Here is a 26,704-nt window from a genome sequence, read left to right on the forward strand (position 1 = left end):
CACTGCGAATTTCCGCGTCCCCGATCGAGTCGGGTCGTGGGCACCGCCTGGACGAGCCGGACCGGCCGGACGAGTCGGACCGAGCGGTCCGGGCGCGCCGGCCCGAAGGGCGAGGCGGGGCGGCCTCAGCTGGGCCGGGTGATCGGGCTCTCGGGGACGCTGACGTCGTACACCTGGGCGCGCTGCGCGGCCAGCAGCTGCGGCAGCACCCGTGCCTTGAGCTCGGACTGCTCCGCGCTCCCCCACAGCACCTGGCGCCCGTCGCGGAGCACCAGCGTGATCTGGTCGATCGTCTGGACCTCGACGTGGTCGACCCGCGCCGCGAGCTCCGCGGGGAGGACGGCGACGACACCCGCGGCCTCCGCGAGCGCGTCCGCGCCGGTGGACGTGGTGGGTCGCACCCGGGGCAGACCCTTGGGCGCGGTCCGGTAGTCGCGGAACACGACCCCGTCGGCGTCGAGCCCGCGCAGCTGGCCGCCGAGCTCGACGACCGCGACGGCGGTGCGTTCGGTGACGTCGATGGAGACCCCGTCGGGCCACGACCGCGTGACGTCGACGTCCGAGACCTCGGCCAGGGCCGCGACCCGGCGCGAGATCGCCTCGAGGTCGACGAGCGCGAGCTGCTCGCCCATCGGCACGTCGGCGACCGCGCGGATCCGGTCCGGTCCGAGCAGCCGGTTGCCCTCGACGTCCACCTTGGAGACGGACAGGACGGCGGAGAAGAAGACCAGCCAGATCGACGTGACCACCAGCGCGAGCACCACGAACGCGGCGACGAGGACCCGCCAGTGCATCCAGCGACGCGCCCGCTGCCGCCGGGCGAAGCGCTGCCGGTCGCGCTGCTCGCGGCGCTCCTCGTCGGTGGGCCGGGTGCTGGTCGCGCTAGCCATGGTCACGCCGCAGCAGGTCGAGGACCCGGGGCCCGAGCTCGGTGATGCTCCCGGCGCCGAGGGTCAGCACGAGGTCCCCGGGGCGGGCCCGGGCGGCCAGCGCCGCCGGCACGGCGTCGAAGTCGCGCTCGAACACGACGTGCTGGGCGTCGAGGGGCACGGCGTCGGCGACCAGCGCCCCGGTGACCGCCGGGTCGGCGTCCTCGCGGGCGAGGTAGACGTCGAGGACGACCACCTCGTCGGCCGCGCCGAGCGCGACCCCCATCTGGGTGCCGAAGATCCGGGTCCGGGAGACCAGGTGCGGCTGGAAGGCCACCACCAGCCGACCGTCACCGACCACGGCACGGGCGGCCTGGAGGTCCCCGGCGATCTCGACCGGGTGGTGGGCGTAGGAGTCGTAGACGCGTACGCCGGCCTCCTCGCCCTTCAGCTCCATCCGCCGACCGGTGCCGGTGAAGCCGGCCAGCCCGGAGAGCAGCCGGGGCGCGTCGTACCCCAGGCGCAGCCCGACGGCCAGCGCGGCCAGCGCGTCGAGCAGGTAGTGGCGACCGGGGATGGCCAGCACCAGGTCGCCGACGACGACGCCGTCGCGCAGCACGCGGCCGCGGGAGGTCGAGCCCTCGAAGGCCAGGTCGACGAGGCGCAGGTCGCACGTCTCCCCCTCGCCCACGGTGACGACCTCGAGGCCGTGCGAGCGGGCGTACGTCGCCAGGGCGGCGGCGCCGGGGTCGTCGCCGACCACGACGAGGAAGCCGTCGCGGTCGATGGTGTCGGCGAACTCCTCGAAGGCGGCGTGGTAGGCCTCCTCGGTGCCCCAGTTGTCGAGGTGGTCGGCCTCGACGTTGGTCACGATGGCGGCGTGGGGCCGGTAGACCAGGAAGGCGCCGTCGCTCTCGTCGGCCTCGGCCACGAAGAGGTCGTCGGTGCCGGCGTCGGCGTTGCGACCGGTCGCGGTGAGCACACCGCCCACGGCGTACGTCGGGTCGGCACCCGCCGCGACCAGCGCACTGGTGAGCAGGCCGGTGGTCGTGGTCTTGCCGTGCGTGCCCGCGACCGCCAGCACACGGTGGCCGGCCATCACGGCGGCAAGGCCGGCCGAGCGCGGGAGCACGCGCAGTCCCCGGCGGCGGGCCGCGAGCACCTCCGGGTTGTCCTCGCGGGCGGCGGTGGTGACCACCACCGTGTCGGCGTCCGCGAGGTGCTCGGCCGCGTAGCCGAGGTGGCAGGTGACGCCGACCTCGCGCAGCGCCGGCAGGAAGGGGGTGTCCTGGTCGTCGCTGCCGCTCACCGGCACGCCCTGCAGGGCCATGATCCGGGCGATCGCGGACAGGCCGGCTCCCCCGATCCCGGTGAAGTGGACCCTCCCCAGCGCCTGGGCCGGGAGCAGCACGTCGGGGACGGGCACCCTCATCGGGCGACCTCGAGGACGATGCGCGCCAGCGCCTCGTCGGCGTCGCGGGGCACGAGCGCGGCCGCCGCCGCACCCATGCGGGCGAGGCGGTCGGGATCACCCATCAGCGTCGGGATCGTGGCCCGGACCCACTCGGGGGTCAGCGCGTCGTTGCCGACCATCAGCGCTCCCCCGGCGTCCACGACGGTGCGGGCGTTGAGGGTCTGCTCGCCGTTGCCGATGGGCAGCGGGACGAAGACGGCCGGCAGGCCGACCGCGGCCGCCTCGGTGAGGCTGGACGCACCGGAGCGGCAGACCACCAGGTCGGCGGCGGCGTACGCGAGGTCCATGCGGTCGACGAAGTCGAGCACCTTGTAGGGGACGTCGGTGGGCACGGGGTCGGCCTCGCCCTTCGGTCCGACGACGTGCAGGACCTGCACCCCGGCGGCGGCGAGCGCCTCGGCGGCCGCGGAGACGGACTGGTTGATCTGGCGCGCGCCCTGGGAGCCGCCGGTGACCAGCAGCGTGGGCCGGTCGGCGTCGAGGCCGAAGAACCGTCGCGCCCCGTCCCGGGCAGCGGCCCGGTCGAGCGTGGAGATCATCCGGCGGATGGGGAGGCCGACGTACTCGGCCTTCGGCAGCGGCGTCCCGTTGAAGCTCACCGCGACGCGCTCGGCGAGCCGGGCCCCGAGCTTGTTGGCCAGGCCGGGCAGGGCGTTCTGCTCGTGCACGACCACCGGCACCCCACGCCGCCGCGCGGCGAGGTAGGCGGGCACCGAGACGTAGCCGCCGTAGCCGACCACCACGTCGGGCTGCACGGTGTCGAAGACCTCGAGCGTGCGGCGTACGGCGTCGCGCAGCCGCAGCGGCACCCGCAGGAGCTCTCCGGAGGGCTTGCGGGGCAGCGGCACCGGCGGCACCAGGTGCAGCGGGTAGCCCGCCCGCGGGACCACGGTGTTCTCCAGCCCGCGGGGGGTGCCGAGGCAGTGGACCTCGACGGTCGGGTCGAGCCGCCGCAGGGCGTCGGCGGTGGCGATCAGGGGCGAGGTGTGGCCGGCGGTGCCACCGCCGGCGAGGAGTACGCGCATCAGGACAAACCTATCGCCGGTGCCGGGTCAGCGCGCGGCCGGAGCCGACAGCCCCGCCGACCGGTTGCGACGGCGCGCGGCCAGGGCCGCGGCGGCCTCCGGCTCGCGCCGCGCGAAGCCCACGAGCAGGCCCAGGGCGACCAGCGACGGCAGCAGCGCCGACCCGCCGTACGACACCAGCGGGAGGGGGATGCCGATGACCGGCATGACGGCCAGGACCATGCCCACGTTGATGATCATCTGGCCGAGCAGCCACACCACGATGCCGAAGGACATGTAGCGCACGAACGGCTCGGCGGTGCGCGAGGCGATCCGGATCGCGGCGAAGGCGATCGTGAAGAACAGGCCGATGACGAGCAGGGTGCCGACCAGCCCGAGCTCCTCGCCGAGCACGGCGAAGATGAAGTCGTTGTGGGCCTCGGGCAGGCCGCCCCACTTCTGCGTGGAGGCGCCGATGCCCTGGCCGAACCACCCACCCGTGGAGAGCGCGTAGAGGCCGTGGGCGGGCTGCCAGCCCGTGTCGAGGTAGTCCTTGAACGGGTCGGAGAAGTTGGTGATCCGCTGGAGCCGCTCGGTGTCCATGGCGGCCAGGAAGATCACCGCGACCCCGATGATCGAGATGCTCAGCACGAAGAAGCGCGGCGGGGCACCCACCACCCAGAGCATCCCCAGCAGGATCGCGAAGAGCACCAGGGCGGTGCCGAGGTCGCGGCCCAGGATGACCAGCCCGGTGGCCATCAGCATGCCGGGCACGACCGGGATCATGATCTCGTGCACCCGGCCGAGCCGGCGCTCCTTGCGGGCGTAGATGTTGGCCGCCCACAGCACCAGGCCGAGCTTGGCGACCTCGGAGGGCTGGATGGCCAGCGGCCCGACGGCCAGCCAGTTCTGGTTGCCGTTGCGCTCGACGCCGAGGAAGGCGGTCAGCAGCAGCAGCGAGAGGGAGACGATGTACGCCGGCCACGCCATGCGGCGGATCCACCGCGGCGACATCCGCGACGCGATGAAGGCGCACGGCAGTCCCAGCAGCACCCACATCAGCTGGCGCTTGACGATCGCGTAGGAGTCGCCGGTGGTCTTGTAGGCGTCGACGCTGGACGAGCTCAGCACCATCATCAGGCCGATGGTGAGCAGGAGGGTGGAGGCGCCGAGCAGCAGGTAGTACGACGAGAGGGGGCGGTCGAGCGCGTCACGCAGGCTGCGGAAGCCACGCACGCCGGGCAGCGCGTGCGGGGCACGGAGGCGGGGCAGGCCGCGCGCGGAACCCCTCGGGGCCGCCTCGCCCGGGCTCGCCGCGGGCGCCGCGTCCGGGGACAGGGTGGTCATCGCGGCGGTCCCTCCCCCCGGCTCAGCTGCCGGGTCCCTCGATCCGGCGGTGGACCGCGGCGGCGAAGGCGTCACCACGGGCGCCGTAGTTGGCGAACATGTCCATGGAGGCACATCCCGGCGCCAGCAGCACGGTGTCGCCCTCGCGGGCGAGCCGGGCAGCCGCGTCGACGACGCGCTCCATCGGGTCCCCAGTCTCCCCGTCGCCGATCTCGATGACGGGAACATCGGGCGCGTGTCGCGAAAGGGCGTCGGCGACGACGTGCCGATCGGCGCCGAGGAGCACGACACCCCGGAGCCGGCCCCGGACGGCCTGCACGAGGTCGTCGAAGCGGGCCCCCTTGGCCAGCCCGCCGGCGATCCACACGACCGGGTCGTAGGCCTGGAGGGACGACTGGGCGGCGTGCGGGTTGGTGGCCTTGGAGTCGTCGATCCAGGTGACTCCCCCGTGCTCGGCGACGTGGGCGATGCGGTGCCCGTCGGGGCGGAAGGCCCGCAGCCCGTCGCGCACCGCCTCCTGCGAGACGCCGTGCGAGCGGGCCAGCGCGGCGGCCGCCAGGGCGTTGGCCACGAAGTGGGGTGCCGGGGACGCCAGGTCGCCGATGGTGCAGAGCTCGGCGGCACTCGTCGCGCGCTCCTCGATGAAGGCGCGGTCGGCGAGGATGTCCTCGACCACGCCCACCATGCCGACCGACGGCATCCCGAGGGTGAAGCCGACGGCCCGCGCCCCCTCGACCACGTCGGCCGCCGCGACCAGGCGCTCGGTCTCGGGATCCGCCACGTTGTAGACGCACGCGCGGCTGACCCGCTCGAAGACCCGGCCCTTGTCGGCGGCGTAGTCGCCCATGCCGCCGGGGTACCAGTCGAGGTGGTCGGGCGCCACGTTGAGCACGGCGGCGGCCTCCGCGGCCATCGAGTGCGTGTAGTGGAGCTGGAAGCTGGACAGCTCGACGGCGAGGACGTCGTACGGCTCGGGGTCCATGACCGCCTCGACGATCGGGCGCCCGACGTTGCCGACGCAGGCGCTGCGCAGGCCGGCGGCGCGCAGGATCGAGTCGAGCATCTGCACGGTGGTGGTCTTGCCGTTGGTGCCGGTCACCGCGAGCCAGGGCGTCGCGCGCCCGGCGTCGTCGGTGTCGCGCAGCCGCCAGGCGAGCTCGACCTCGCCCCACACGGGTACGCCGCGGGCGGCGGCCTGGGCGAGCAGCGGCGCGTCGGGGCGCCACCCGGGCGAGGTGACGAGCACGTCGACGTCGTCGGGCAGCGTCGCCGTGGCGCCGGGCTCGAGGCGGATGTGCCCGCCGAGGCTCTCGAGGAGCGTGGCCTTCTCGGCCTTCTCGTCGCTGGTGGCCTCGTCGAGGGCGGTCACGTCGGCGCCGAGGAAGAGCAGGTTGTCGGCGGCGGCGAAGCCTGAGACGCCGAAGCCGGCGACGACGGCGCGCACGCCGTCCCAGGAGTCGCGACGGCCGAGGCGGGCGGGGTCGGGGTGGTTCATCGGGGTCCCCGGGGCGTCGTGCGTCGGAGGAGCGCAGCGGAGGAGACGGAGGACGTCATGGGGTGCTTCATCCGATGCCCGCGACCCACTCGGCGTAGAAGACGCCGATCCCCGCCGCGACGCACAGCCCGGTGATGATCCAGAAGCGGATGACGATGGTGACCTGCTCCCACCCGAGCATCTCGAAGTGGTGGTGCAGGGGCGTCATCCGGAAGACGCGGTGGCCCGGCTGGACGCGGAAGACCGCGCGGAACGCCCCGCTGGCGCGGCTCACCTTGAACACGGACACCTGGATCATCACCGAGAGGGTGACGGCGACGAACAGCCCGCCGATGATGACGAGCAGGAGCTCGGTGCGGGTCATGATCGCGAAGCCGGCCATGGCGCCTCCCAGTGCGAGGGAGCCGGTGTCGCCCATGAAGATCTGGGCCGGGGAGGCGTTCCACCACAGGAAGCCGAAGCAGGCCCCCGTGATCGCCGCCGCCACCACCGCCAGGTCGAGCGGGTCGCGGACCTCGTAGCACTTGGGGCCGGCCTCGAGGGCGCAGGACTGCGAGTTCTGCCAGATGTTGACCAGCGTGTAGGCGGCGAAGACCAGGATGCTGCACCCGGTGGCCAGGCCGTCGAGGCCGTCGGTGAGGTTGACCGCGTTGCTGAAGCCGGTCACGAAGAACCAGATGAGGACGATGACCACGATGGTCGGCAGCGCGAACGCCTCGTAGTCGCGGATGAAGGAGATGTGGTCGGACGCGGGCGTGCGGCCCCGGTCGTCCTCCAACGCGGGCGAGAGCGCCAGGAAGCCGAACACCACCGCGATCACGGTCTGCCCGATCATCTTCGCGCGGCTGCGCAGGCCGAGGTTGCGCTGCCGGCTGATCTTGATGAAGTCGTCGAGGAACCCCACGGTGCCCAGTCCGACGAAGAGGAACAGCAGCAGCATCGCGGAGGCCGACGGCACCTGCAGCGTGATGAGCGCGGCGCCGAAGTAGCCGACCACCGTGGCCAGGATGATGACGATGCCGCCCATGGTGGGCGTCCCGCGCTTGGTGTGGTGGGTCGTGGGCCCGTCGTCGCGGATCTCCTGGCCGTAGCCGCGGCGCGCCAGCACCTTGATCGCGTAACGGGTGCCGATGAGCGAGATCAGCAGCGAGAGCCCGCCACCGAGCAGGATCGCTCTCATGCGTTGCTCCCTTCGGTGCCACCCGGGTCGGGGGCCAACAGTGCTTCGACGACGACTTCGAGGGCCGCCCCCCGCGACGCCTTCACCAGGACGACGTCGGCGGCCGAGACATTCTCCCGCAACCACTGCAGTGCCTCGTCACGCCCCGCCGTGATGATCGCCTCACCACCGAACCCGGCCGCCGTCCCGGCCGCGGCGGCTCCCACCGTCACCAGCACGTCGATGCCGACCGAGCGGGCGTAGGCGCCCACGCGGGCATGGGCCAGATCGGCGTCGGGGCCGAGCTCGAGCATCTCCCCCAGGACGGCGACGGTACGACGCCCGGACCGCTGGCCGATGACGTGCAAGGACTCCAGCGCGGCCTCCATCGACTCGGGGTTGGCGTTGTAGGCGTCGTTGACCACGACCACCCCGTCGGCGCGCTCGGTGACCTCCATCCGCCACCGGCTGGCCGACCGCGCGTCGGCCAGCGCGTCGGCGACCGTGTCGAGGTCGACCCCTGCGGCCAGCGCCATCGCGGCCGCGGCGGCGGCGTTGCGCCACTGGAAGGCGCCCACCTGGGCCAGGTGCACGGTCGCTCCGGACCCGCGGTGGGTGAGGTCGAAGGACTGGCGGCCGAGCTCGTCGCTGGTGATGTCGCTGACCGCGACGTCGGCCGGGGCGGGACCGAACGTGGAGACCCGGGCGACGGTGCGCTCGGCCATCGCCGCGACGAGCGCGTCCTCGGCGTTGAGCACGGCGGTGCCGTCGGCGGGCAGTGCCTCGACGATCTCGCCCTTGGCCTGCGCGATGGCCTCGCGGCTGCCGAACTCCCCGATGTGGGCCGTGCCGACGTTGAGGACGGCCGCGACCGAGGGCGGCGCGACGGTGCACAGGTAGCCGACGTGGCCGATCCCCCGGGCCCCCATCTCGACGACGAGGTAGCGGGTCTCCTCGGTGGCGCGGAGGACGGTGAGCGGGACGCCGATCTCGTTGTTGAAGTTGCCACGGGTCGCCACGGTGGGGCCGGCGGCCTCCAGCACGTGGGCGAGGTAGTCCTTGGTGCCGGTCTTGCCCTGGCTGCCGGTGAGGGCCAGCACGGTGGTGTCGGGGAGCCGGTCCACGACGTGGCGCGCCAGCACCCCGAGGGCGCGGACGACGTCGTCGACCACCACGGTCGGGACCTCGGTCGGCCGGCTGCCGAGGACCGCGGCCGCGCCCGCCTCGCGCGCCGTGGCGGCGTACGCGTGGCCGTCCACCCGCTCGCCCTCGATCGCGACGAAGAGGCCGCCGGGCTCGGGGGTGCGGGTGTCGATAAACGCGCCGCCGGTGACGGTGGCCTCGCCGTGGGCGACGCCGCCCACGACCTCGGCGATCTCGGCGAGGGTCATCTCGATCATCGGCGGGCCCGCCCGATCTCCTCGGCGGCGACCACGCGGTCGTCGAACGGATGGACCTCGCCGTGGACCTCCTGGCCCGTCTCGTGCCCCTTGCCGGCGATGAGCACGACGTCGCCGGGGCGCGCGCGGCGTACGACGTCGCGGATGGCGGCCCGCCGGTCGCCGATCTCGACCACCTCGGCGCGACCACCGGTGGTGCCCGCCACCACGGCGGCCCGGATCGCGGCCGGGTCCTCGGTGCGGGGGTTGTCGTCGGTGACCACGAGGACGTCGGCGAGGCGGGCGGCGATCTCGCCCATGATCGACCGCTTGCCCGGGTCCCGGTCCCCGCCGGCCCCGAGCACGACGACCAGCTGCCCGTCGGTCAGGGGGCGCAGGGTCGCCAGGACCGCCTCCACGGCGTCCGGCTTGTGCGCGTAGTCGACGACCACGGTGTAGTCCTGGCCGACGTCGACCCGCTCGAGGCGGCCCGGCACTCCCCCGCCCTCGGCGATGCCGCGCGCGACCCGGTGCGGGTCGAGGCCCGCCGTCGCCGCCGAGGCGATGGCCGCCAGCGCGTTGGAGACGTTGAAGGCGCCCGGCACCGGGACCCCGGCGTCGACCCGCAGGCCGTCGGGCCCCTCGACGGTGAACCGGGCGCCGTCCCCGGCCAGCTCGACGTCGACCGCGCGCCAGTCGGCGTCCCGGCCCTCGGTGGAGAAGGTCTGCATCGGGATCGTGGCCCGCTCGAGCAGCAGGCGGCCGTGCTCGTCGTCGACGTTGGTCAGGCCCCGGCGCGCGCGCTCGGGGGTGAACAGCGAGGCCTTGGCGGAGAAGTAGTCCTCGACGGTCGGGTGGAAGTCGAGGTGGTCGCGTCCGAGGTTGAGGAAGGTGGCGACGTCGAAGACCACGCCGTCGACCCGGCCCATCACCAGGGCGTGGCTGGAGACCTCCATGGCGCACGCGACGACCCCCTGCTCGCGCATCACCGCGAACAGCCCGTGCAGGTCGGGCGCCTCGGGGGTGGTGAGGGAGGTCTTCACGTCCACGCCCCGGATGCGGGTGCCGACGGTGCCGACGACCGACGCGGGTACGCCGGCCTGCTCGAGGCCAGCCTCCAGCAGCCGGGTGGTGGTGGTCTTGCCCTGGGTGCCGGTCACGCCGATCACGGTGAGGTCGGCGGCGGGATCGCCGTGGACGCGCGCCGCCAACCAACCGAGCACGGCACGCGGCCGCTCGACGACCAGCGCGGGGGTGCCGGCCGGGAGGCGGGACGCACCGTCCTCGTCGGTCAGCACGGCCACCGCTCCCGCGGCGAGGGCCCGGTCCGCGAACTCGGCGCCGTGCGCGCGCGAGCCCGGGAGGGCGGCGTACAGGTCGCCGGGGACCACGCGCTGGGTGCTCAGCGAGATGCCGGAGACCTCGACCGCGAGGTCGCCCTCACGGCGCACGTCGACGGGGTCGGGGGTCAGGGTGCCGAGCCAGTCGGCCAGGTCGGCCAGTCGCGTGACGACGGGCCGACGGGGCCGGGAGCCGATCTGGGGGTTGCCGATCACGGATGGAGACTAGTCTCGTCCGGTCACCACTCGACGGGCAGGCGCGAGGCCTTGCCGCCGGTCGGCGGGACCCCGTAGCGGCCCAGGGCGTAGCCGAGGATCCGGGCGAACGCGGGGCCGGCCACCGTCGCACCACCGCCGTCGATGCCCGGCGAGTGCACGGCCACGTAGACGGTGAAGCGGGGGTCGTCGGCCGGCGCGAAGCCGCCGAAGGACACGGTGGTGGAGCCGTCGTAGCAGCCGCACTCGTCGTCGACACGCTGCGCGGTGCCGGTCTTGCCGGCGGTGAGGTAGCCGGGCACCGCGGCCATCGGAGCGACACCGGCACCCTCGTGGGTGACGCGCTCCATCATCCGGGCGGTCTGGCGAGCGGCCCGCTCGCTCACCACGCGGGTCGCCTCGGCGTTGTCGGTGCCGACCGCGACGCCCTCGTCGGTGGTGGCGCTGCCCTGGATGAGGCTGGGGGCGATGCGGACGCCGCCGTTGGCGATCGTGTTGACGGCCGCGGCCATCTGGACGGCGTTGACCGACAGCGACTGGCCGAACGCCACGCGGTCCTTGGTCTGGGACGTCATCACGTCACCGTCGGTGAGGATGCCGGGCGACTCCCCGCGGACGCCGACGTCGGTGCGCTGGCCGAGGCCGAAGGCACGCAGGTACGTCGTGAGCTCCTGCGGCGTGAACGCGTCGGCGGCCAGGACGGTGCCGATGTTGGAGGACTTGGCCAGGATCCCGGTCATCGTGAGCCGGATGTTGCCGTGGTCGAACCAGTCGCCGATCGGGCGGTCCTGCCGGTTGAGCTGCGAGGGGATGCGGAACTTCTGGCGAGGCGTGACCTTGCCGGCGTCGATCAGGGAGGCGGCGGTGAGCACCTTCTCCACCGAACCGGGCTCGTAGGCGTCGCTGAGCGCCCGCGACCCGAGGTCCTCCTTGTCGGCCTCGAGGGGCTTGTTGGCGTCGAAGGTCGGCGCGTCGGCCAGGGCGAGGAGCTCGCCGGTGCGGGTGTCCATGACCAGGGCGACGCCGCTCTCGGCGCGGTACTTCTGCAGGGTCTGCGTCAGCACCCGCTGGGTGAACCACTGGAGGTCGAGGTCGATGGTGGTGCGCAGTGCCTCGCCGTTGCGGGCGGGGACGACGCTGTTCTCCCCCAGGGGCACGCGGTTGCCGCCGCCGATCGTGTAGCGGGCCGAGCCGTCCTTGCCGGACAGCTGCTCGTCGAAGGTGCGCTCGAAGCCGCCCAGCGGCTCGTCGGTGCCCATGAAGCCGAGGAGGTTGGCGGCCACGTCGTCGGCCGGGTAGTCACGGATGGGGTCGTCCTCGACGGCGACGCCGTTGTAGCCCGCCTCCTGGACCTGGGAGAGCACGTCGGTGGCCACCGTGCTGGGCACCCGCCGGGCGACGTACTCGAAGCGGCTTCCTTCGTCACGTCCACGCAGTGCGTTGAGGGTGCGGAAGTAGTCGATGTCCAGTCCCGTGGAGAGGATCTGGGCGATCGCCGGTGCGTCGTCGGCGGTCATGAGCGGGTCGGCGACGACCATCTTGCCCTGGATCGAGTCGGCCAGCGGGACCCCGTTGCGGTCGAGGATGTCGCCGCGCTCCGCGGGGAGGAGGACCGTCTGCACACCCTCCTTGGCGGCCATCGCGGCGTACGACTTGGGGTCGATGCCCTGCAGCTGCACCAACCGGGCGCCGAAGAAGCTCAGCACCATCGCGATCAGGATGAGCCCGACGCGCAGTCGCAGCTGGGGCGACCCGCGTCGTGCGGTGCGGTTGGCGGGCACTCCGACTCCGTCCTTCTGTGCTCTCTGGCTGTGTGTCTGGTGACTGGTGTGGCTGGTGGGACTGGTCCCATGTCTACCGGCAGGGACCGGGGTTGGCCGTCAGGCCGCGCCGTCAGCGACGGTTGCGGTTGCCCTTGCGGGCCGACGTCGTGCCGTCCACGGTCGCATCGGGCACGGGGACCTCGGTCGCCGGCACCTTCACGATCGTCGGGGCCGGGGCGAGGATCTGCGGCTTGACCGGCGCGGGCGGCGTGAGGTTGAGGCGGTCCTCGGGGGTCGCCGGCGTCTTCACGCCCTCGACGTCGCCGTCGAGGGTGAGGAAGGTCGGGGCGGCCGGCACGACCATGCCCATCTGCTGGGCCTGGGTGGCGACCCGCTGCGGGTTGCGGAGCTCGTCGAGCTCCATCTGCAGGGTCTGCTCGCGGGCGGCGAGGTTGGTGGCCTCGTCCTCCAGCGAGGTCGCCGCGAAGGACGCCTGCTGCATGGAGGTGTTGAACAGGAGCAGCCCGACGATGCCCCCGACCAGCACCAGGCTGACAAGGGTCACGAACGGGACCTTGGGTGCCCGGGTGCGGGCCCGCGGGACGACGGAGAGCCGGGCCCGCTCGACGGCCTCCTGGGCGATGCGTGGGACGCGGTGACGGATCTGGACGGCGGGGCTGCTCATCGGACGGCTCCTCGGTGGGGACCTCGTGGGGGAAGGACACGCTCGAGTGCGCGGAGGCGCACCGAGGCTGCTCGGGGGTTCTGCTCGATCTCCTGCTCGTCGGCCTGCTCCGCGCCCCGGGTGACGTTGCGGAAGGCCGGCTCGCTCCCCTCGGGGATGAAGGGCAGGTCGTCCGGCACGTCGAGGCGGGTGGCCGCGGTGAAGGCCCGCTTGACCAGCCGGTCCTCGAGCGAGTGGTAGGACTCGACGACCACCCGGCCGCCGACGTCGACGGCGTCGAGGGCCGCCGGGATCGCCCGGTGGAGGACGGCCAGCTCGTCGTTGACCTCCATGCGCAGGGCCTGGAAGGTCCGCTTGGCGGGGTGTCCCCCGGTACGCCGCGCCGGCGCCGGGATCTCGGCGTACAGCAGCTCGACCAGGCGGGCGCTGGTGGTGAACGGCTCGACCTCGCGCTCGCGGGCCACCGCGCGGGCGATCTTGCGGGCGAACTTCTCCTCGCCGTAGTCGCGGAGCACCCGGGTCAGCTCGGGGACGGAGTAGGTGTTGAGGACCTCGGCCGCGGTGGTGCCCGTGGTGTCGTCCATGCGCATGTCGAGGGGGGCGTCCTCGGCGTAGGCGAAGCCCCGCGCGCGCACGTCGAGCTGCATGGAGGAGACGCCGAGGTCGAACAGGACCGCACCCACCGACTCCAGGCCCTGGTCGGCGAGGACGTCGGCGATCTCGTCGTACACGGCGTGCACGGCGGTGAAGCGCTCGCCGAACGGTCGCAGCCGGTCGCCGGCGAGCGCCAGCGCGGCCGGGTCACGGTCGATGCCGATGACGCGGACGCCCTCGATCCGCTGGAGGACCGCCTCGCTGTGGCCGCCGAGGCCGAGGGTGCAGTCGACGAGGACGGCGCCCGGGCGCTCCAGCGCAGGCTGCAGGAGAGCGACGACCCGGTCGAGGAGCACCGGGGCGTGCTGGGGGGTCGTCACCGATCAGCCCTGACGGCCCAGGTGCGAGAGCAGGACCAGGCCGATGGCCAGTGCGGCCGACGTGGCCGCGGAGAACGCCATCAGGGTGACCGCGTCGCGCGCCTGGTCGCGTACGCGCGGCGGACCGCCGGCGACGGACTGCCCCCCGACGGGGCTCAGGCTGCTGGTGCTCATGGTCTCGACCCCACTGGTGCGTTGCTGGTGATGGCTGGTGCTGGCTGGGTGCTGCTGGTGTGCCGCCGATCCGGTGCCACCTCGCCAGGTCCCTGCCCGCTCCCTCGATGGGGAAGGCCGTCTGGTGCCGGGGAAGTGCCCCAGAAGGCGACGGGAGAGCGGGCACGAGACCTGGTGCTGTGGTGCCGGATCAGCTGTTGAGTTGGTGCTGCGGCGGTGCCGGGTGCTGCTGGTGCTGCTAGATACCGGGGAAGACCTCGTCGCTGAGCTCGGAGAACTTCTGCTCCTGCTCCTCCGAGTAGGTCGTCCAGGCGGTCGGGTCCCAGATCTCGATGCGGTTCATCGAGCCGATGACCACGACGTCCTTGGTGAGCGACGCGTACTCCCGCAGCGGCCCCGGGATGGAGATGCGGCCCTGCTTGTCCGGGACCTCCTGCGACGCCGCCGCGAACAACATGCGGACGTAGTCACGGGTGCCCTTGTTGGTGACCGGCGCCTCGCGGAGCCGGTCGGTCAGGGCGGAGAAGTCGTCCATCGACCAGACGGTCAGACAGCGCTCCTGCCCTCTGGTCACCACGAGTCCCTCCGTCAGCTGGTCCCTGAACTTCGCGGGGAGGAAGAGCCGGCCCTTCTCGTCGAGCTTCGGTGTGTAGGTGCCGAAGAACATCTGGCACCCACCTCTCCGTCCCTGTTCCCCACTTTCCACCACTCTACTCCACATCGCTCCACCGTCAACCATTCCACGCGTGTTTCCACGCCCGGATCGGCCGCTCCCCCACGACCGCGGGCCGGACCTGCCGTACGACGACCGGCCAGCGGCTCGGGCGGCGTACGACGGCGAAACCGCAGGTCAGGGCCCTGCCCGGGTGCTGTCGAGACGTCCGGGGGTGTCCGGGTGGAGCGCCGGTGGGGAGGAAAGGGGGGCGACCGGGGGGCGGTGGTGGGGGAAAGTGGGGCGGATCGTGGGGAACCGCGTCCGGCAGCGCGTCCTCCCCCGCGCTCCCCCAACCTGATGACTTCGCGTGGCGACCGCACCGGGCGACCGCCACGGAGAGCAGGCTGGGGAGCAGACTGGGGAGCAGGCTGCCGACCCAGGCAACGAATCGGTCGCAGTTCGTCCTCGCCCGTCCCTCTGACAGCGACGGCGCGGGTATGTTGCGCGCACGTCATACGGTGGGAGGGACGTGGGACCGGCGTCGTGCCGAATCCCTCCTCCGCCAAGGAATGGGGAACAGCACGTGAGTACGTCGATCCAGGGTGGGGCCGACCTCGACACGCTGGCGCGTGTGGTCGGCCGGGTCCGCGCCAACATCGAGCACGTCATCGAGGGGAAGCCCGACGTGGTCAACGCGGCGTTGGTCGTGCTGCTCGCGGAAGGTCACCTCCTCATCGAGGACGTCCCCGGCGTCGGCAAGACCCAGCTGGCGAAGGCGCTGGCCCGCAGCATCGACTCCAGCGTGCGGCGCATCCAGTTCACCCCGGACCTGCTGCCCTCGGACGTCACCGGCGTCTCGGTCTTCAACCAGGACACCCGCGAGTTCGAGTTCCGGCCCGGCGGGGTCTTCGCCAACATCGTGGTCGGCGACGAGATCAACCGCGCCTCCCCCAAGACGCAGTCCGCCCTCCTCGAGTGCATGGAGGAGCGCCAGGTCACCGTCGACAACACGACGTACCAGCTCGAGAAGCCGTTCATGGTCATCGCGACCCAGAACCCCATCGAGATGGAGGGCACCTACGCCCTGCCCGAGGCGCAGCGCGACCGCTTCATGGCCCGCGTCTCGGTCGGCTACCCCGTTGCGTCGGCCGAGCTGGCAATGCTCAGCTCGCACACCACCGCCAACCCGCTCGACGACCTCGAGGCGGTCACCGACGCCGGTGAGATCCGCAAGCTCACCGAGATCGTCGGGCAGGTGCACGTGGCCCCCGCCGTCCAGCGGTACGCCGTCGCGCTCGCCACCGCCACCCGGACCTCGACCGACCTGCACCTCGGGGCCTCACCCCGCGCGACCCTGCACCTGGTGCGGGCGGCCAAGGCCGCGGCCGCGATGCGGGGGCGCGACTACGTGCTGCCCGACGACCTCCACGGACTGGCGCAGCCGGTGCTGGCCCACCGCCTGCTGCCGAGCGTCGAGGCGGCGATGGGTGGTCGCTCGAGCACCCAGATCCTCGACGGGATCGTGGCCGGCGTCCCCGTCCCCGAGCCGGACCGTGCGTGAGGCCCTCGCCGGACTGACCGTCCGCGGACGGGCCTTCCTGGCTGCCGGCGTCACCACGATCGTCTGCTCGATCATCGTCGGCCACCCGGCGCTGGTGCGGGTCGGCGTGCTCGTCACCGCGCTGCCGCTGCTCACGGCGCTGTGGATCGGCCGCTCCCGCTACCGCCTCGCCCTGGTGCGCACCGTCTCGCCGCAGCTGGTCGCCGCCGGCCAGCCGTCGCGGATCCAGCTCACGCTGACCAACGAGGCGCGCACGCCCACCGGCGTGCTGCTGCTGGAGGACCACCTCCCCTACGTGCTGGGCCCGCGCCCGCGCTTCGTCCTCGAGGGCATCGGCCACGGCTGGCGCAGGCACGTCAGCTACACGGTGCGCTCCGACGTCCGCGGCCACTTCGACGTCGGCCCGATGACCGTCCGGGTCACCGACCCCTTCGGCCTCGTCGAGCTCGGCCGCGCCTTCCACACCACGGCCGGACTCACCGTCACCCCTCGCACCGTCCCGCTGCCGGGGATCATGCTCGGGGGCGCCTGGACCGGCTCCGGCGACAACCGGCCGCGCTCGTTCGCCACCGGGAGCGCGGAGGACGTCACCGTCCGGGAGTACCGCCGCGGCGACGACCTGCGCCGGGTGCACTGGCGCAGCTCGGCACGGGTCGGCGAGCTGATGGTGCGCCGCGAGGAGCAGCCGTGGCAGTCGCGGGCCACCGTCTTCCTGGACAACCGGCTCGTCTCCCACCGCGGACAGGGCGTCGCCTCCTCGCTGGAGGCCGCCGTCTCGACCGCCGCGTCGGTCGCCGTGCACCTCGCGCAGCGCGGGTACGCCGTGCGCCTCGTCACCGCCTCCGGTGAGGAGCCCGGCACCGCCTGGCACTCCCGCAGCGCGGCCGTCAACACCGCCCCGCTGCTGGAGGCCCTCGCCGTGGTGCAGATCGACCACTCCCCCCGCCTCGACACGAGCTGGCTGGCCGAGGCCGGCCAGGGCGGCCTGCTGGTCGCCGTCGTCGGCCAGGTGGGCGACGCGGACGCCCCGTTCCTCAAACGGCTCCAGCACCACGCGAGCACCACGGCCGCGATCGCCCTCGACGTCGACAAGTGGGCGCCCCACCTGCCCCCGTCGGCCACCGGCAGCACCGCCAACGCCCTGGCCGCCCACGGCTGGAGGGCCGTCACCCTCACCCCGCGCGACCGCCTCGAGGTGGTCTGGCAGGAGCTCGGGCGGCTCGGCAAGCGGGAGCGGGTGGGCGCATGAGCCACCGCACCCGGTTCGCCCCGGCGCTGACGCTGGCCGCCCTCGCGGCGGGCACGACGTGGCTCACCCTGCTGTCGTGGCGCATCCTCACCTCCGACGCCGCGTCGGTGACGATGCCGCTGCTGATGCTGGCCGTCGCCATCGCCGTCGGTGGCGCGACCGCCCGTTCGATGCGGGTCCCCGCCACCGCCATCGTGGCGGGGCAGGTCCTCCTCTCGGGCCTGTGGCTGCTCTTCGTCGTCACCGGGTCCGCGCTGCCGACGGGAGCCACCCTCGCCTCGTTCGGCGACGCGTTCTCGTCCGGCCTCGAGTCGGCGCGGCTCTACGAGGCGCCCGTGCCGCCCAACGTGCCGCCGGTCCACGCCCTGCTGCTCGTCGGTGGCACCCTGACGCTGCTCGCCACGGACTTCCTCGCCTGCACCGTGCGGCGGGTGCCGCTGGCCGGGCTCGTCCTGCTCACGGCGTACTCCGTGCCCGTCTCGGTGACCGGCGAGGGCACCTCGCTGTGGACCTTCGTGCTGGCCTCCGGGGGCTTCATGGCGATGCTGTTCATCGCGCACGAGGAGCAGGTGACCCGGTGGGGCCGCGAGGTCAACGAGGAGGACGCGGACCCGACCGGCTTCGGCGTGCGCACGGGCGCCGTGCGCGGCTCGGCGATCACGATCGGGGCCACGGCGACCGCGATGGCGATCGCACTGCCGGTGCTCATCCCGACGCTCGACGTCGCCCTCTTCGAGGGTGCCGGACCCGGCAAGCGCGAGATCGAGGTCGCCGACCCGATGGTGGACCTGCGCCGCGACCTGTCGCGCGGGCAGGACATCCCGTTGGTGTACGTCACCACGCCGGACGAGCGCCCGACCTACCTCCGGCTCTCGGTGCTCACCCGCTTCAACGGCGACACCTGGACGCCCGGCGACCGCGACATCCCCGAGACCCAGGTGGCGCTGGGGACGATGCCGCCCCTCGACGGGGTCGGCGTCTCGGTGCCGCGTCAGGAGTCGCCGTACCACGTGCGGATCACCTCGGACTTCGAGTCGACGTGGCTGCCGACCACCGCGCTCGTCAGCGACATCCGGGCGAGCGGCGACTGGCGCTACGACTCCTCGACGATGGACTTCATCAGCGCCGACGACGAGCTGACCACGGCCGGCAAGGCCTACGACTTCACCGGGGTCACCCTCGAGCTCGACGGCGCCGCCATGGACCGGGCCGTGTCCGGTGCGGCCGACGTGAGCTCGGCGTACCTCGAGGTCCCCAGCAGCGTGTCGAGCGATGTGCGCAGCCTCGCGGCGGCGGTCACGGGCGGCGCCGAGACCCGTTTCCGCAAGGCGCGGGCCCTGCAGCAGTGGTTCCGCGAGGACGGTGGCTTCCGGTACGACGACACCGCGATCGACGACGCCGACGCCGGTGACCTGGACTCGTTCCTCGACGAGTCCGGGCGGGTCGGCTACTGCGAGCAGTTCGCCGCCTCGATGGCGATCATGGCGCGCATCATCGGCATCCCGGCGCGGGTGGCGGTCGGCTTCCTCGAGCCCCGGTCGGCCGGTCCCAACACCTGGGAGTTCTCCTCCCACGACCTGCACGCGTGGCCCGAGCTCTACTTCCCCGGCTCGGGCTGGGTGCGCTTCGAGCCCACCCCGGGCCAGCGCGCCGACAACGTCCCGACGTACACCCGCGGCGAGCTGCCGACCATCGAGGAGCCGTCGGCCTCCCCCGGCGCCACGCGCTCGTCCGAGGCGCTGCCCGACCGTGGCGAGAGCCCGGCAGCGGACCCGGCCGCCACGGCCGACGACCAGGGCACCCAGGTGCCGTGGGCGACCATCGTGATCGCCCTCGCGGTGCTGCTCATCGCCGCCCTGGTCCTGCTCCTGCCCGGTGTGCTGCGCCGCCAACGCCGCGAGCGCCGCCTGGTCGCCGGCGTCGAGGAGGTGTGGGAGGAGCTGCGCGACCTCTGCGTCGACCTCGGTCACGGCTGGCCCGGAGGGCGCTCGCCCCGGGCGATCGGGGCGTGGCTCGGCGAGCGTCTCGGGGCTCCCGGTGAGGAGTCCGAGCGCTCGGACCGCCCGCGCCGGGGGCGCGAGCTGGCGCCGGAGGGGGCCGCGGCACTCGACCGGCTGGTCCTCGAGGTCGAGCAGAGCCGCTACGCACGGACACCGGCCCAGGGTGACTCCGCCGAGCGGGCGGCGGACTTCGCCCGTGTCGAGGAGGCCCTCGTCGCCGGCGTCTCGCCGCGGGTGGCACGGCGCGCCCGCCGCTGGCCGCGCTCCCTGCGGCCGACGCCGCACCGCCCGGCCACCGAGGTCGTCGTCCGGGCTCCCGAGGAGCAGCGGGAGCTCGTCGACCACGCGCAGTGACGGACGTCTGACGTCTCGTCAGGGGGCAGGGCGACGGTCACGGCGTCGTGGGACCTGGCTGCCGGGACCGACCGCATCCACGACGTTGCGCAGCGCCCCGTCCGGCGGGGTGCGGGACAGGGCGGGCGGAGCCGGGTGGGTCAGTAGGGACCGCTGTCGCGGCGCCGGCGCCACCGCTCGTCCATGCGCTCCATGAAGGAGCCGGAGGACTTGGTACGCCGGGTGCGGGAGAAGCGCGACGACTTGCCGGCCCGGCCACCGTCGACCACGCCGAAGCCGGTGTGGCGGGTGTCGCGGCGGTGCGGCGCGGAGGCGCCGGGATTGCGGAGCGCGGTCACCGCGACGGCCGCGGCGGCCAGCATCACGAGGAAGCCGGCGATGCCCAGGACCGTCTGGGTGAAGATGACACCGCAGGTGAGCAGGGCCATGCCGGCGACGAAGACGACGCCCGAGGCGATCGCGCGACGACGGGCGGCGCGTTGCATCGCCGTGCCGCGCAACGTGGACGCGAGCTTGGGGTCCTCCGCGACGAGCGCGCGCTCCATCTGCTCGAGCATCCGCAGCTCTTCCTCGGACAGCGGCATCACGACCTCCTCCACCAACACATCGACGTGCCAGCCGTGTGCACAAGTCTAGGCACGCGGTGGGCAACCGGGTAGGCGCCTGCCGAAATTGGGTCCTTTCGGATGCCGATCACATCAGGCTCGCCGGCCGGACGGCCGCCGCACCGAACCTCCGGGTGGCGCGGTCGACCGCCCGGTCGGCCTCCGCCCAGCCGTGCTCGGGCTCCCCCAGCACCAGCTGCCGGTGCACCTGGTCCCGCGGGACCAGGCCCTCGAGCCGCACCCCCACCAGCCGGAGACGGGCGCGCTGGAGGCCCAGGGCGTCGTACAGACGGGTGGCGGCGCGGTAGACCTCGACCGTGACGTCCGTGGCCTCGGGCAGGGTGCGCGAGCGGGTGATGGTGGTGAAGTCGGCGAACCTGACCTTGATCGACACCGTGCGGCCGGCGACCCCCGCCGTGCGCATCCGACCGGTCACCCGGTGGGACAGGCGCAGCAGCTCGCGGACGATCACCTCCCGGTCGTCGGTGTCGCGGGCGAAGGTCTCGTCGGCCCCCATCGAGCGGTCCGGCTCGAAGGGTCCCGAGCGCGGCGTGAGGGTCCGCCGGTCGGTGCCCCAGGCCAGGTCGTGCAGCTGGCTCCCGAGGTGTACGCCGACCGCGCGCTGCAGGGTGCGCAGCGGCACGTGGGCGACGTCCCCGACCGTGACCAGCCCGAGCCGGTGCAGCATCTCGCGGGTCTTCTCGCCCACCCCCCACAGCTCGCCCACGTCGAGCGGGTGCAGGAACGAGGTGACGCGCTCGGGAGGCACGACCACCACTCCGTCGGGCTTGGCCCGCCGGCTCGCCAGCTTGGCCACCGACACCGAGGCGGCCGCCCCCACCGAGCAGGTGATGCCCTGCTCGTCCTGGATGGTGGCGCGCAGCAGCCCGGCGATGTCACGTGGGGAGCCGAGGCGCCGGGTCGATCCGCGGACGTCGAGGAAGGCCTCGTCGAGCGAGACGACCTCCAGCAGCGGGGTGATCCTGCGGAAGTTCTCCATGACCGAGGACGACACCGCGGCGAAGGTCTCGAAGTCGGGGGCGATCACCACGGCGTGCGGGCACATCCGCCGGGCGCGGGTCATCGGCAGCGCCGAGCGGACGCCGTACTGGCGGGCGAGGTAGTTGGCCGAGAGCACCACACCGCGGCTGCCGCCGCCGACGACCACCGGGACGTCGGCCAGGTCGGGGCGGTCGCGGGTGGCCACCGACGCGTAGAACGCGTCCATGTCGACGTGCAGCAGCGGGGCGCGCCACGAGGGGTCGAGGTGGTCGTCCTCGACGGGCCGGGCCGTCACGGCGACCACCCGGGGTCGGGCGCCCGGGCGGGACCGCCCTCAGGCGCGGGCGACGACGTGCAGCTGGGTGGCGAGGGGGAAGTACTCGGGACGGGTCGCCACCGCCTGCTCGAGGGCCACCAGGGCCGCCGTGGCGCCCGGCTCGAGGTCCAGCAGCGAGCCGGGGACGAGGTCGGCGAAGACACGCACGGCCTGGACCGAGCTGGTCCCCAGGCCGGCGGCGGACAGCAGCGGCTCCAGCTCCTCGCGGGTGAAGCGATGCCCACCCCGGCCGGCGTGGCCGCTCGGCGTGCCCGCGTCGAGCAGGTCGCGGGCGGCCTGGAAGTGACCGGCCATCGCCCGTGCGACCACGGCCGCGTGGCGCTGGGCGACGAGCAGGCTGAGGTGCCCGCCGGGACGCAGCACCCCGGCGATGGCCGCCAGCGCGGCGGCGGGGTCGTCGACGACCTCGAGGACGCCGTGGCACAGGACCAGGTCGACGCTGCCGGCCTCCACGAGGCCCGGGAGGTCGCCGAGGTCGCCCTGCTGGCCGGTGACCCGGCCGGCGACGCCGCTCTCCCGGGCCCGGCGGTCGAGGGCGGCCAGGGCGTCGGGGCTGGGGTCGATGACCCGGACGTGGTGGCCGAGCTCGGCCAGCGGGACGGCGAACCCGCCTGTGCCGCCGCCGATGTCGACGATCCGCGCCTGCTGCTCGTGGAACGCACCCGGTGCGTCGAGCAGCTCGCGGACCGCCGTCCACACCACGCCGGTGCGGACGGACTGGCGGCGCTCGCTGGCTGACATGGGGGCAACCCTAGTGTGGCCGCCGGCCGGGCCGGCGGCACGTCCGGCGTCATCCCGGGCTCCCCGGACTCCGGTGCCACAGCGTGCGGGCGACGTCCCTCGTGTCGTCGCCGGCCGGCTTGATGTCGGCGTAGGGCGACAGCCGGAACCCGCTGGAGTGCACCAGCACCCGCCGGTGCGGGGGCTCGTCGGGGTCGGCCCGTCCGACCGGGACCCGGTCGATCTCGGCGCGCACCGCGGCCAGGGCGGCGTCGCGGCTGCGCTCGCGCTGCCACAACGCGTGCAGGTCGGGCAGGGCCCAGGCTCCGGTGGCGCGCAGGGAGACCCCGCGGCGGCCGGTGCGTCGCAGCTCGCCGCGCACCACCAGGAGCCACGAGTGGAAGACGGTGGCGGCGTACGGGCCCTGGGCGTCCTCGAAGAACGTGCAGTCGACCGGACCGGTCCCGTCGTCCAGGGTCAGGAAGACGACCCGCCGGCCGGACCGGATCGGTGGGGTCTGGGTGGCGACCTTGACCCCGGCGACCAGCAGCTCGGCCCGGCTGCGCCGACGCAGCAGGTCGCGGCTGCGCGTGGCCCCGAGGGCGTCGAGGAAGTCGGCGTAGGCGGCGACCGCGTGCTGGCTGACGTCGAGGCCCAGGATCTCCAGCTCGGCCCGCATCCGCTCGTCGGTGGTCATCTCGGGCAGGCCGGTGACCACCTCCCCCGCCCCGGGCTCGTCACCGAGCTGGAGGGTGAGCTGGACCGAGTCGGCCTCGCGGACCGGCCGGGCGGCCCGCGACTGGGCCGCGGCCCGGACGGCGGGGTCGGAGCTGGTGCGCCGGGCGGCGTCCTGCGCGGTCTCGTCGGGACGCACCAGCGCCGAGACACGGCGGGCCGCCAGGCCGCGGCCGCGGGAGGTGCGGTCGAGCATCCGGGAGTGCCGGTCGAGCTCGGCGACCTGGAGCAGCAGGTCGCGACGCGTCAGCCGTCCGCGGGGCCGGACCTCGTGGTCGCCGCCCGCGATGCGGTAGAGGTCGTCGAAGCCGCCGGCCAGCACGAGCCGCTCGAGGACCGGCCGGGACACCCGGGCCCGGGCGTGGAAGTCGCTGAGCGAGACGTAGGGGGTCGTGCAGCCCGGCCCGGTGCCGCCGCGGGCAGTGACGATGCGCGACACCTCGGCCTCGCTGATCCCCTTGAGCTCGGCCAGCGCGAGCCGGATGGCGTAGGTGTGGTCCTCGAGGCGCTCGACGACGTAGGAGGTCTCGGAGGCGTTGACGTCCAGCCCGAGCACCCCGACCCCGAACTGGCGGGCGTCCTGGAGGATCAGTCGCTTGGGGTACATCCCCGGGTCGTGGGTGAGCACCCCGGACAGGAAGTGCGCCGGCCAGTGCGCCTTGAGCCATGCCGACTGGTAGGTGGGCAGGGCGAACGCGGCCGCGTGGGCCTTGCAGAAGCCGAAGGACGCGAAGGCCGCGACGACCTCCCACATGCGGGTGACCAGGGGGAGGTCGTAGCCCCGGGCGAGTGCCCGCGGGAAGAACCACACCCGGGTCTCGGCCATCCCCTCGACGTCGCCGAGCGCGCGGCGCTTCTCGTCGGCCTCGGCGTAGGAGACCCCGGCGAACCGGGCGATGATCTCGATGACCTGCTCGTGGAAGACCACCACGCCCTGGGTCTGCTCCAGGATCGGGCGCAGGTCGTCGTGGAGGTAGTGGACGGTCCTCCAGCCCTGCTTGGCCTCGAGGTAGGGGGTGATCATGTCGCTCTTGACCGGTCCGGGACGGAAGAGCGAGATGTCGGTGATGATGTCGCCGAAGGACTCGATGCCCGACTTGCCCACCAGCTCGCGCTGGCCGGGCGACTCGATCTGGAAGACGCCGAGGGTGCGTGCCGAGCTGATCATCGTGTAGGTCACCTCGTCGTCGAAGGGCACCTGCACCTCGTCGTCGAGGTCGAGCTCGACCCCGTCGACGCGGGAGATCTCCGAGACCGCGTGCGCCATCGCCGACTGCATGCGGATGCCGAGCACGTCGAGCTTGAGCAGCCCCAGCGCCTCCACGTCGTCCTTGTCGAACTGGCTCATCGGGAACCCGGCGTACGACGCCTCCACGGGCGTTCGGGAGAGCAGGGTGTCGTCGGAGAGCAGCACCCCGCACGGGTGGACGGCGATGTGGCGGGGCAGGCCGTCGAGGCGCTCGACCAGCCGGAACATCAGGTCGAGGCGCTCGCTCGCCAGCCCGCTGGCCCGCAGCTCGGGGAGGTCGCGCAGGGCCTGGCGGGCGTCGCGCGCCCGGATGTGCGGGAACGCCTTGGCGATCGCGTCGACCTCGCCGGGAGGCATGCCCAGGGCCGCACCGACGTCGCGGACCGCGTGCCGCACGCGATAGGTGTCCATCATCGACACGCACACGCAGCGGTCCCCGCCGTAGCGGGCGAGGATCACCTCGTAGACCTCGAGGCGGCGGGCGGACTCCACGTCGATGTCGATGTCGGGCAGCGACGCGCGCAGCGGGGACAGGAAGCGCTCCATCAGCAGCCCGTGGCGGATCGGGTCCACCCCGGAGACGCCGAGGAGGTAGTTGACCAGGCTGCCGGCACCCGAGCCGCGCGCCGCGCGGCGTACGCCCATCTCGCCGATGAGGTCGGTGATGTCGGCGACGGTGAGGAAGTAGGAGGCGTAGCCCAGCCCGCGGATCAGCTCGAGCTCGTCGTCGAGGCGCTTCCAGATGCGCTGGCGGGGGGCCTGGCCGTAACGCCGGCCGATCCCGGCCTCGCAGCGCGCGCGCAGCACCGCGTGCGCCGACCGGCCCGACTCCCCCGTCCGGTCGAACTCGGGGAAGTGCACCTCGCCCAGCCCCAGGTCGCTGCGCGGGTCGAGGGCGCACCGGTCGGCCACGGCGCGGGTGCGGGCCAGCAGCCGCCGGGCCTCGGTGCCGCTGTCGTGGGCCAGCCCGGCCAGCCGGCACACCTCCTCGGCCACCTCGTGCATCTGCTTGCCGGACTTGAGGAAGCCCTCGGCGTTGGCCCGGTCGACGTGGCGCCGGTCCAGGGCCACCAGCCGGCGTGCCGCGTCGAGCACGTCGACGGTCGGGGCGTCGAGGCGGTCGGCGTAGCGCACCGCGTTGGACAGGACCGTGCCGAGCCCGGCCCGGTGGGCGATCCCGGCCATCCGGGCGGCGTGCGGCGAGGTGCCGGGACCCCAGCCACCGCCGCCACTGCCCCCGCCGGGGAGCCGGTGCGAGACCAGCTCGACGACGAGGTTGTCGCGGGGCACCACCTCGAGCCACGGCGCCAGCGCCGCCAGCCCGAGGTCGTCGCGGCGACGGGCCGCGGCGACCCCGAGCTCGGAGGTGGGGCCGAGGAGCACCATGACGTCGCCGGCGCCCAGGTGCGGGGCGATGAGGTCGAGGGTGGCCACCGGCCGGCCCCGCTCCCCGGCCAGGTGGGTCTCGGAGACCATCCGGCAGATCGCCGCCCAGCCGGCCTTGCCGCCGGCCAGGAACGTCACCCGCGGCAGGCCGCCGCGATGGACGGGCAGGTCGCGGTGGGCGCCGCCGCGCACCGGCGCGCGCTCCCGGGCCGTCGCGGGCGTGGGACGCCCGGGAGCCCCCGGGCGTCCCCCCGGACCCGCGAGGCCGCCGGGACCGACGGGGGCGACCGCCAGGTCGACCCCCAGGACCGGCCGGATCCCCGCTTGGCTGCAGGCCTGGGCGAACTTGACGGCGCCGTAGGTGCCGTCGCGGTCGGTGAGGGCGAGCGCGTCCATCTCGTGCTCCGCGGCGCGCTCCACGAGGACGTGCGGGTGCGAGGCGCCGTACTGCAGGGAGTAGCCGGACGCCACGTGGAGATGGACGAACGGGTCAGGCGACACCGCTCTCTCCGAAGCGGCCGTGGCCGGGCAGGCTGCTGGTCCGGGCCGGCGCGTGGGGCACGAGGCCCAGCGCCTGCTCGACCACGGCCAGGAAGCGGTCGGAGTCACGGACCAGGTCGTCCGCCTCGCGCTCGCTCACCGCCCGGGTCGAGCCGGCCTCGGCCGCGGCACGCTTGCTCGCGCCGGCGGCGAAGAACCGGGCCCACTCCTCCAGCTCGGGCGCCACCTCGGCCAGCAGGACCCACGCGTTCTTCTGGCGGCGGGCCCGGGGAGCCGGGTGGGCGCGAGCGGCCAGCAGCGCCGCGGCCGCGCGCAGGGCGGCCACGTGGGCGCAGGCGTAGCGGGTCGGGACGTCACGCGCCGAGATCGACTCCTGCAGGGACTCGGCCGCGCGGGCGAGGTAGGAGTGGGTGGTCGCGGGCAGCAGGTGCGGGTTGAGGGTCGGGGCCGTCGCTCGGGTCACCTCGTCCA

At 73.8% G+C, this 26,704-nt stretch carries 21 protein-coding genes; 3 read left to right on the forward strand and 18 right to left on the reverse strand.

Going from position 1 to position 26,704, the window contains the following annotated elements; genetic code table 11:
* Positions 1 to 125: 125 nt before the first annotated feature.
* From ASG94_RS01735 to mraZ, 13 genes are all read right to left on the reverse strand, one after another.
* A complete protein-coding gene (locus ASG94_RS01735; RefSeq protein ID WP_056926217.1) occupies positions 126 to 890 on the reverse strand; it encodes a cell division protein FtsQ/DivIB in 765 nt (254 codons plus the stop codon).
* Complete coding sequence (murC, locus tag ASG94_RS01740) at positions 883 to 2,301, reverse strand: UDP-N-acetylmuramate--L-alanine ligase (protein WP_056924716.1); 1,419 nt, start codon at positions 2,299 to 2,301, stop codon at positions 883 to 885. The genes ASG94_RS01735 and murC overlap by 8 nt, the downstream gene beginning before the upstream one ends.
* Entirely contained in the window at positions 2,298 to 3,368 is a 1,071-nt protein-coding gene (gene murG, locus ASG94_RS01745) for an undecaprenyldiphospho-muramoylpentapeptide beta-N-acetylglucosaminyltransferase (protein WP_056924717.1), read from the reverse strand. Before murG ends, murC begins: the two co-directional genes overlap by 4 nt.
* 27 nt (positions 3,369 to 3,395) lie before the next feature.
* Positions 3,396 to 4,694 carry a putative lipid II flippase FtsW gene (ftsW, locus tag ASG94_RS01750; protein WP_082623867.1) on the reverse strand — a complete coding sequence of 433 codons (1,299 nt, stop codon included), beginning with the start codon at positions 4,692 to 4,694 and terminating at the stop codon, positions 3,396 to 3,398.
* Between the two features lie 22 nt (positions 4,695 to 4,716).
* Positions 4,717 to 6,189, reverse strand: a complete 1,473-nt coding sequence (gene murD / locus ASG94_RS01755; RefSeq protein WP_056924718.1) for a UDP-N-acetylmuramoyl-L-alanine--D-glutamate ligase — start codon at positions 6,187 to 6,189, stop codon at positions 4,717 to 4,719.
* 67 nt (positions 6,190 to 6,256) lie between these two features.
* A complete protein-coding gene (gene mraY / locus ASG94_RS01760; RefSeq protein ID WP_056924719.1) occupies positions 6,257 to 7,369 on the reverse strand; it encodes a phospho-N-acetylmuramoyl-pentapeptide-transferase in 1,113 nt (370 codons plus the stop codon).
* Positions 7,366 to 8,748, reverse strand: coding sequence for a UDP-N-acetylmuramoyl-tripeptide--D-alanyl-D-alanine ligase (locus tag ASG94_RS01765; RefSeq protein ID WP_056924720.1), 1,383 nt, complete (start codon positions 8,746 to 8,748; stop codon positions 7,366 to 7,368). Before ASG94_RS01765 ends, mraY begins: the two co-directional genes overlap by 4 nt.
* Entirely contained in the window at positions 8,745 to 10,199 is a 1,455-nt protein-coding gene (locus ASG94_RS01770) for a UDP-N-acetylmuramoyl-L-alanyl-D-glutamate--2,6-diaminopimelate ligase (RefSeq protein ID WP_442938475.1), read from the reverse strand. The genes ASG94_RS01765 and ASG94_RS01770 overlap by 4 nt, the downstream gene beginning before the upstream one ends.
* A 107-nt stretch (positions 10,200 to 10,306) precedes the next feature.
* Positions 10,307 to 12,064 (reverse strand): peptidoglycan D,D-transpeptidase FtsI family protein, encoded by a 1,758-nt coding sequence (locus tag ASG94_RS01775; protein WP_235537086.1) that lies wholly within the window; start codon positions 12,062 to 12,064, stop codon positions 10,307 to 10,309.
* A gap of 112 nt (positions 12,065 to 12,176) precedes the next feature.
* Entirely contained in the window at positions 12,177 to 12,731 is a 555-nt protein-coding gene (locus ASG94_RS01780; protein ID WP_056924721.1) for a hypothetical protein, read from the reverse strand.
* Positions 12,728 to 13,705 (reverse strand): 16S rRNA (cytosine(1402)-N(4))-methyltransferase RsmH, encoded by a 978-nt coding sequence (rsmH, locus tag ASG94_RS01785; protein WP_056924722.1) that lies wholly within the window; start codon positions 13,703 to 13,705, stop codon positions 12,728 to 12,730. Before rsmH ends, ASG94_RS01780 begins: the two co-directional genes overlap by 4 nt.
* 3 nt (positions 13,706 to 13,708) lie before the next feature.
* Positions 13,709 to 13,879, reverse strand: coding sequence for a hypothetical protein (locus tag ASG94_RS21555; protein WP_156411374.1), 171 nt, complete (start codon positions 13,877 to 13,879; stop codon positions 13,709 to 13,711).
* A gap of 238 nt (positions 13,880 to 14,117) precedes the next feature.
* Positions 14,118 to 14,546, reverse strand: coding sequence for a division/cell wall cluster transcriptional repressor MraZ (gene mraZ / locus ASG94_RS01790; protein ID WP_056924723.1), 429 nt, complete (start codon positions 14,544 to 14,546; stop codon positions 14,118 to 14,120).
* Positions 14,547 to 15,117: 571 nt separating this feature from the next.
* On the opposite strand from mraZ, the gene ASG94_RS01795 reads away from it, so the two are divergent.
* The 3 genes from ASG94_RS01795 to ASG94_RS01805 are packed head-to-tail and all read left to right on the forward strand — an operon-like array spanning position 15,118 to position 19,698.
* Positions 15,118 to 16,095, forward strand: a complete 978-nt coding sequence (locus ASG94_RS01795; RefSeq protein WP_056924724.1) for an AAA family ATPase — start codon at positions 15,118 to 15,120, stop codon at positions 16,093 to 16,095.
* Complete coding sequence (locus ASG94_RS01800; protein WP_056924725.1) at positions 16,088 to 17,344, forward strand: DUF58 domain-containing protein; 1,257 nt, start codon at positions 16,088 to 16,090, stop codon at positions 17,342 to 17,344. The genes ASG94_RS01795 and ASG94_RS01800 overlap by 8 nt, the downstream gene beginning before the upstream one ends.
* Positions 17,341 to 19,698, forward strand: a complete 2,358-nt coding sequence (locus ASG94_RS01805; protein ID WP_056924726.1) for a transglutaminase family protein — start codon at positions 17,341 to 17,343, stop codon at positions 19,696 to 19,698. Before ASG94_RS01800 ends, ASG94_RS01805 begins: the two co-directional genes overlap by 4 nt.
* 140 nt (positions 19,699 to 19,838) lie before the next feature.
* On the opposite strand, the gene ASG94_RS01810 is transcribed toward ASG94_RS01805, so the two are convergent.
* The 5 genes from ASG94_RS01810 to ASG94_RS01830 all read right to left on the reverse strand — a co-directional run bounded on the left by ASG94_RS01810 (position 19,839) and on the right by ASG94_RS01830 (position 26,696).
* A complete protein-coding gene (locus ASG94_RS01810) occupies positions 19,839 to 20,282 on the reverse strand; it encodes a DUF3040 domain-containing protein (RefSeq protein WP_056926221.1) in 444 nt (147 codons plus the stop codon).
* A gap of 109 nt (positions 20,283 to 20,391) precedes the next feature.
* Entirely contained in the window at positions 20,392 to 21,600 is a 1,209-nt protein-coding gene (gene dinB, locus ASG94_RS01815) for a DNA polymerase IV (protein WP_235537087.1), read from the reverse strand.
* A 39-nt stretch (positions 21,601 to 21,639) separates the two neighbouring features.
* Entirely contained in the window at positions 21,640 to 22,383 is a 744-nt protein-coding gene (locus ASG94_RS01820) for a methyltransferase domain-containing protein (protein WP_056924727.1), read from the reverse strand.
* A gap of 49 nt (positions 22,384 to 22,432) precedes the next feature.
* Entirely contained in the window at positions 22,433 to 26,233 is a 3,801-nt protein-coding gene (locus ASG94_RS01825) for a DNA polymerase III subunit alpha (RefSeq protein ID WP_056924728.1), read from the reverse strand.
* Positions 26,223 to 26,696: an SAV_6107 family HEPN domain-containing protein gene (locus tag ASG94_RS01830; protein WP_056926223.1), complete on the reverse strand. Its 474-nt coding sequence runs from the start codon at positions 26,694 to 26,696 to the stop codon at positions 26,223 to 26,225. Before ASG94_RS01830 ends, ASG94_RS01825 begins: the two co-directional genes overlap by 11 nt.
* Positions 26,697 to 26,704: the final 8 nt, after the last annotated feature.

This window comes from Nocardioides sp. Soil805 (genome assembly GCF_001429625.1).
Classification (GTDB): domain Bacteria; phylum Actinomycetota; class Actinomycetes; order Propionibacteriales; family Nocardioidaceae; genus Nocardioides.

Coding starts and splice junctions, on each gene's coding strand:
- ASG94_RS01765 (WP_056924720.1), bottom strand. CDS start 8,748: ATGATCGAGATGACCCTCGCCGAGATCGCCGAGGTCGTGGGCGGCGTC.
- murD (WP_056924718.1), bottom strand. CDS start 6,189: ATGAACCACCCCGACCCCGCCCGCCTCGGCCGTCGCGACTCCTGGGAC.
- ASG94_RS01780 (WP_056924721.1), bottom strand. CDS start 12,731: ATGAGCAGCCCCGCCGTCCAGATCCGTCACCGCGTCCCACGCATCGCC.
- murC (WP_056924716.1), bottom strand. CDS start 2,301: ATGAGGGTGCCCGTCCCCGACGTGCTGCTCCCGGCCCAGGCGCTGGGG.
- ASG94_RS21555 (WP_156411374.1), bottom strand. CDS start 13,879: ATGAGCACCAGCAGCCTGAGCCCCGTCGGGGGGCAGTCCGTCGCCGGC.
- murG (WP_056924717.1), bottom strand. CDS start 3,368: ATGCGCGTACTCCTCGCCGGCGGTGGCACCGCCGGCCACACCTCGCCC.
- mraZ (WP_056924723.1), bottom strand. CDS start 14,546: ATGTTCTTCGGCACCTACACACCGAAGCTCGACGAGAAGGGCCGGCTC.
- ASG94_RS01735 (WP_056926217.1), bottom strand. CDS start 890: ATGGCTAGCGCGACCAGCACCCGGCCCACCGACGAGGAGCGCCGCGAG.
- ASG94_RS01810 (WP_056926221.1), bottom strand. CDS start 20,282: ATGCCGCTGTCCGAGGAAGAGCTGCGGATGCTCGAGCAGATGGAGCGC.
- ASG94_RS01805 (WP_056924726.1), top strand. CDS start 17,341: ATGAGCCACCGCACCCGGTTCGCCCCGGCGCTGACGCTGGCCGCCCTC.
- ASG94_RS01820 (WP_056924727.1), bottom strand. CDS start 22,383: ATGTCAGCCAGCGAGCGCCGCCAGTCCGTCCGCACCGGCGTGGTGTGG.
- mraY (WP_056924719.1), bottom strand. CDS start 7,369: ATGAGAGCGATCCTGCTCGGTGGCGGGCTCTCGCTGCTGATCTCGCTC.
- ftsW (WP_082623867.1), bottom strand. CDS start 4,694: ATGACCACCCTGTCCCCGGACGCGGCGCCCGCGGCGAGCCCGGGCGAG.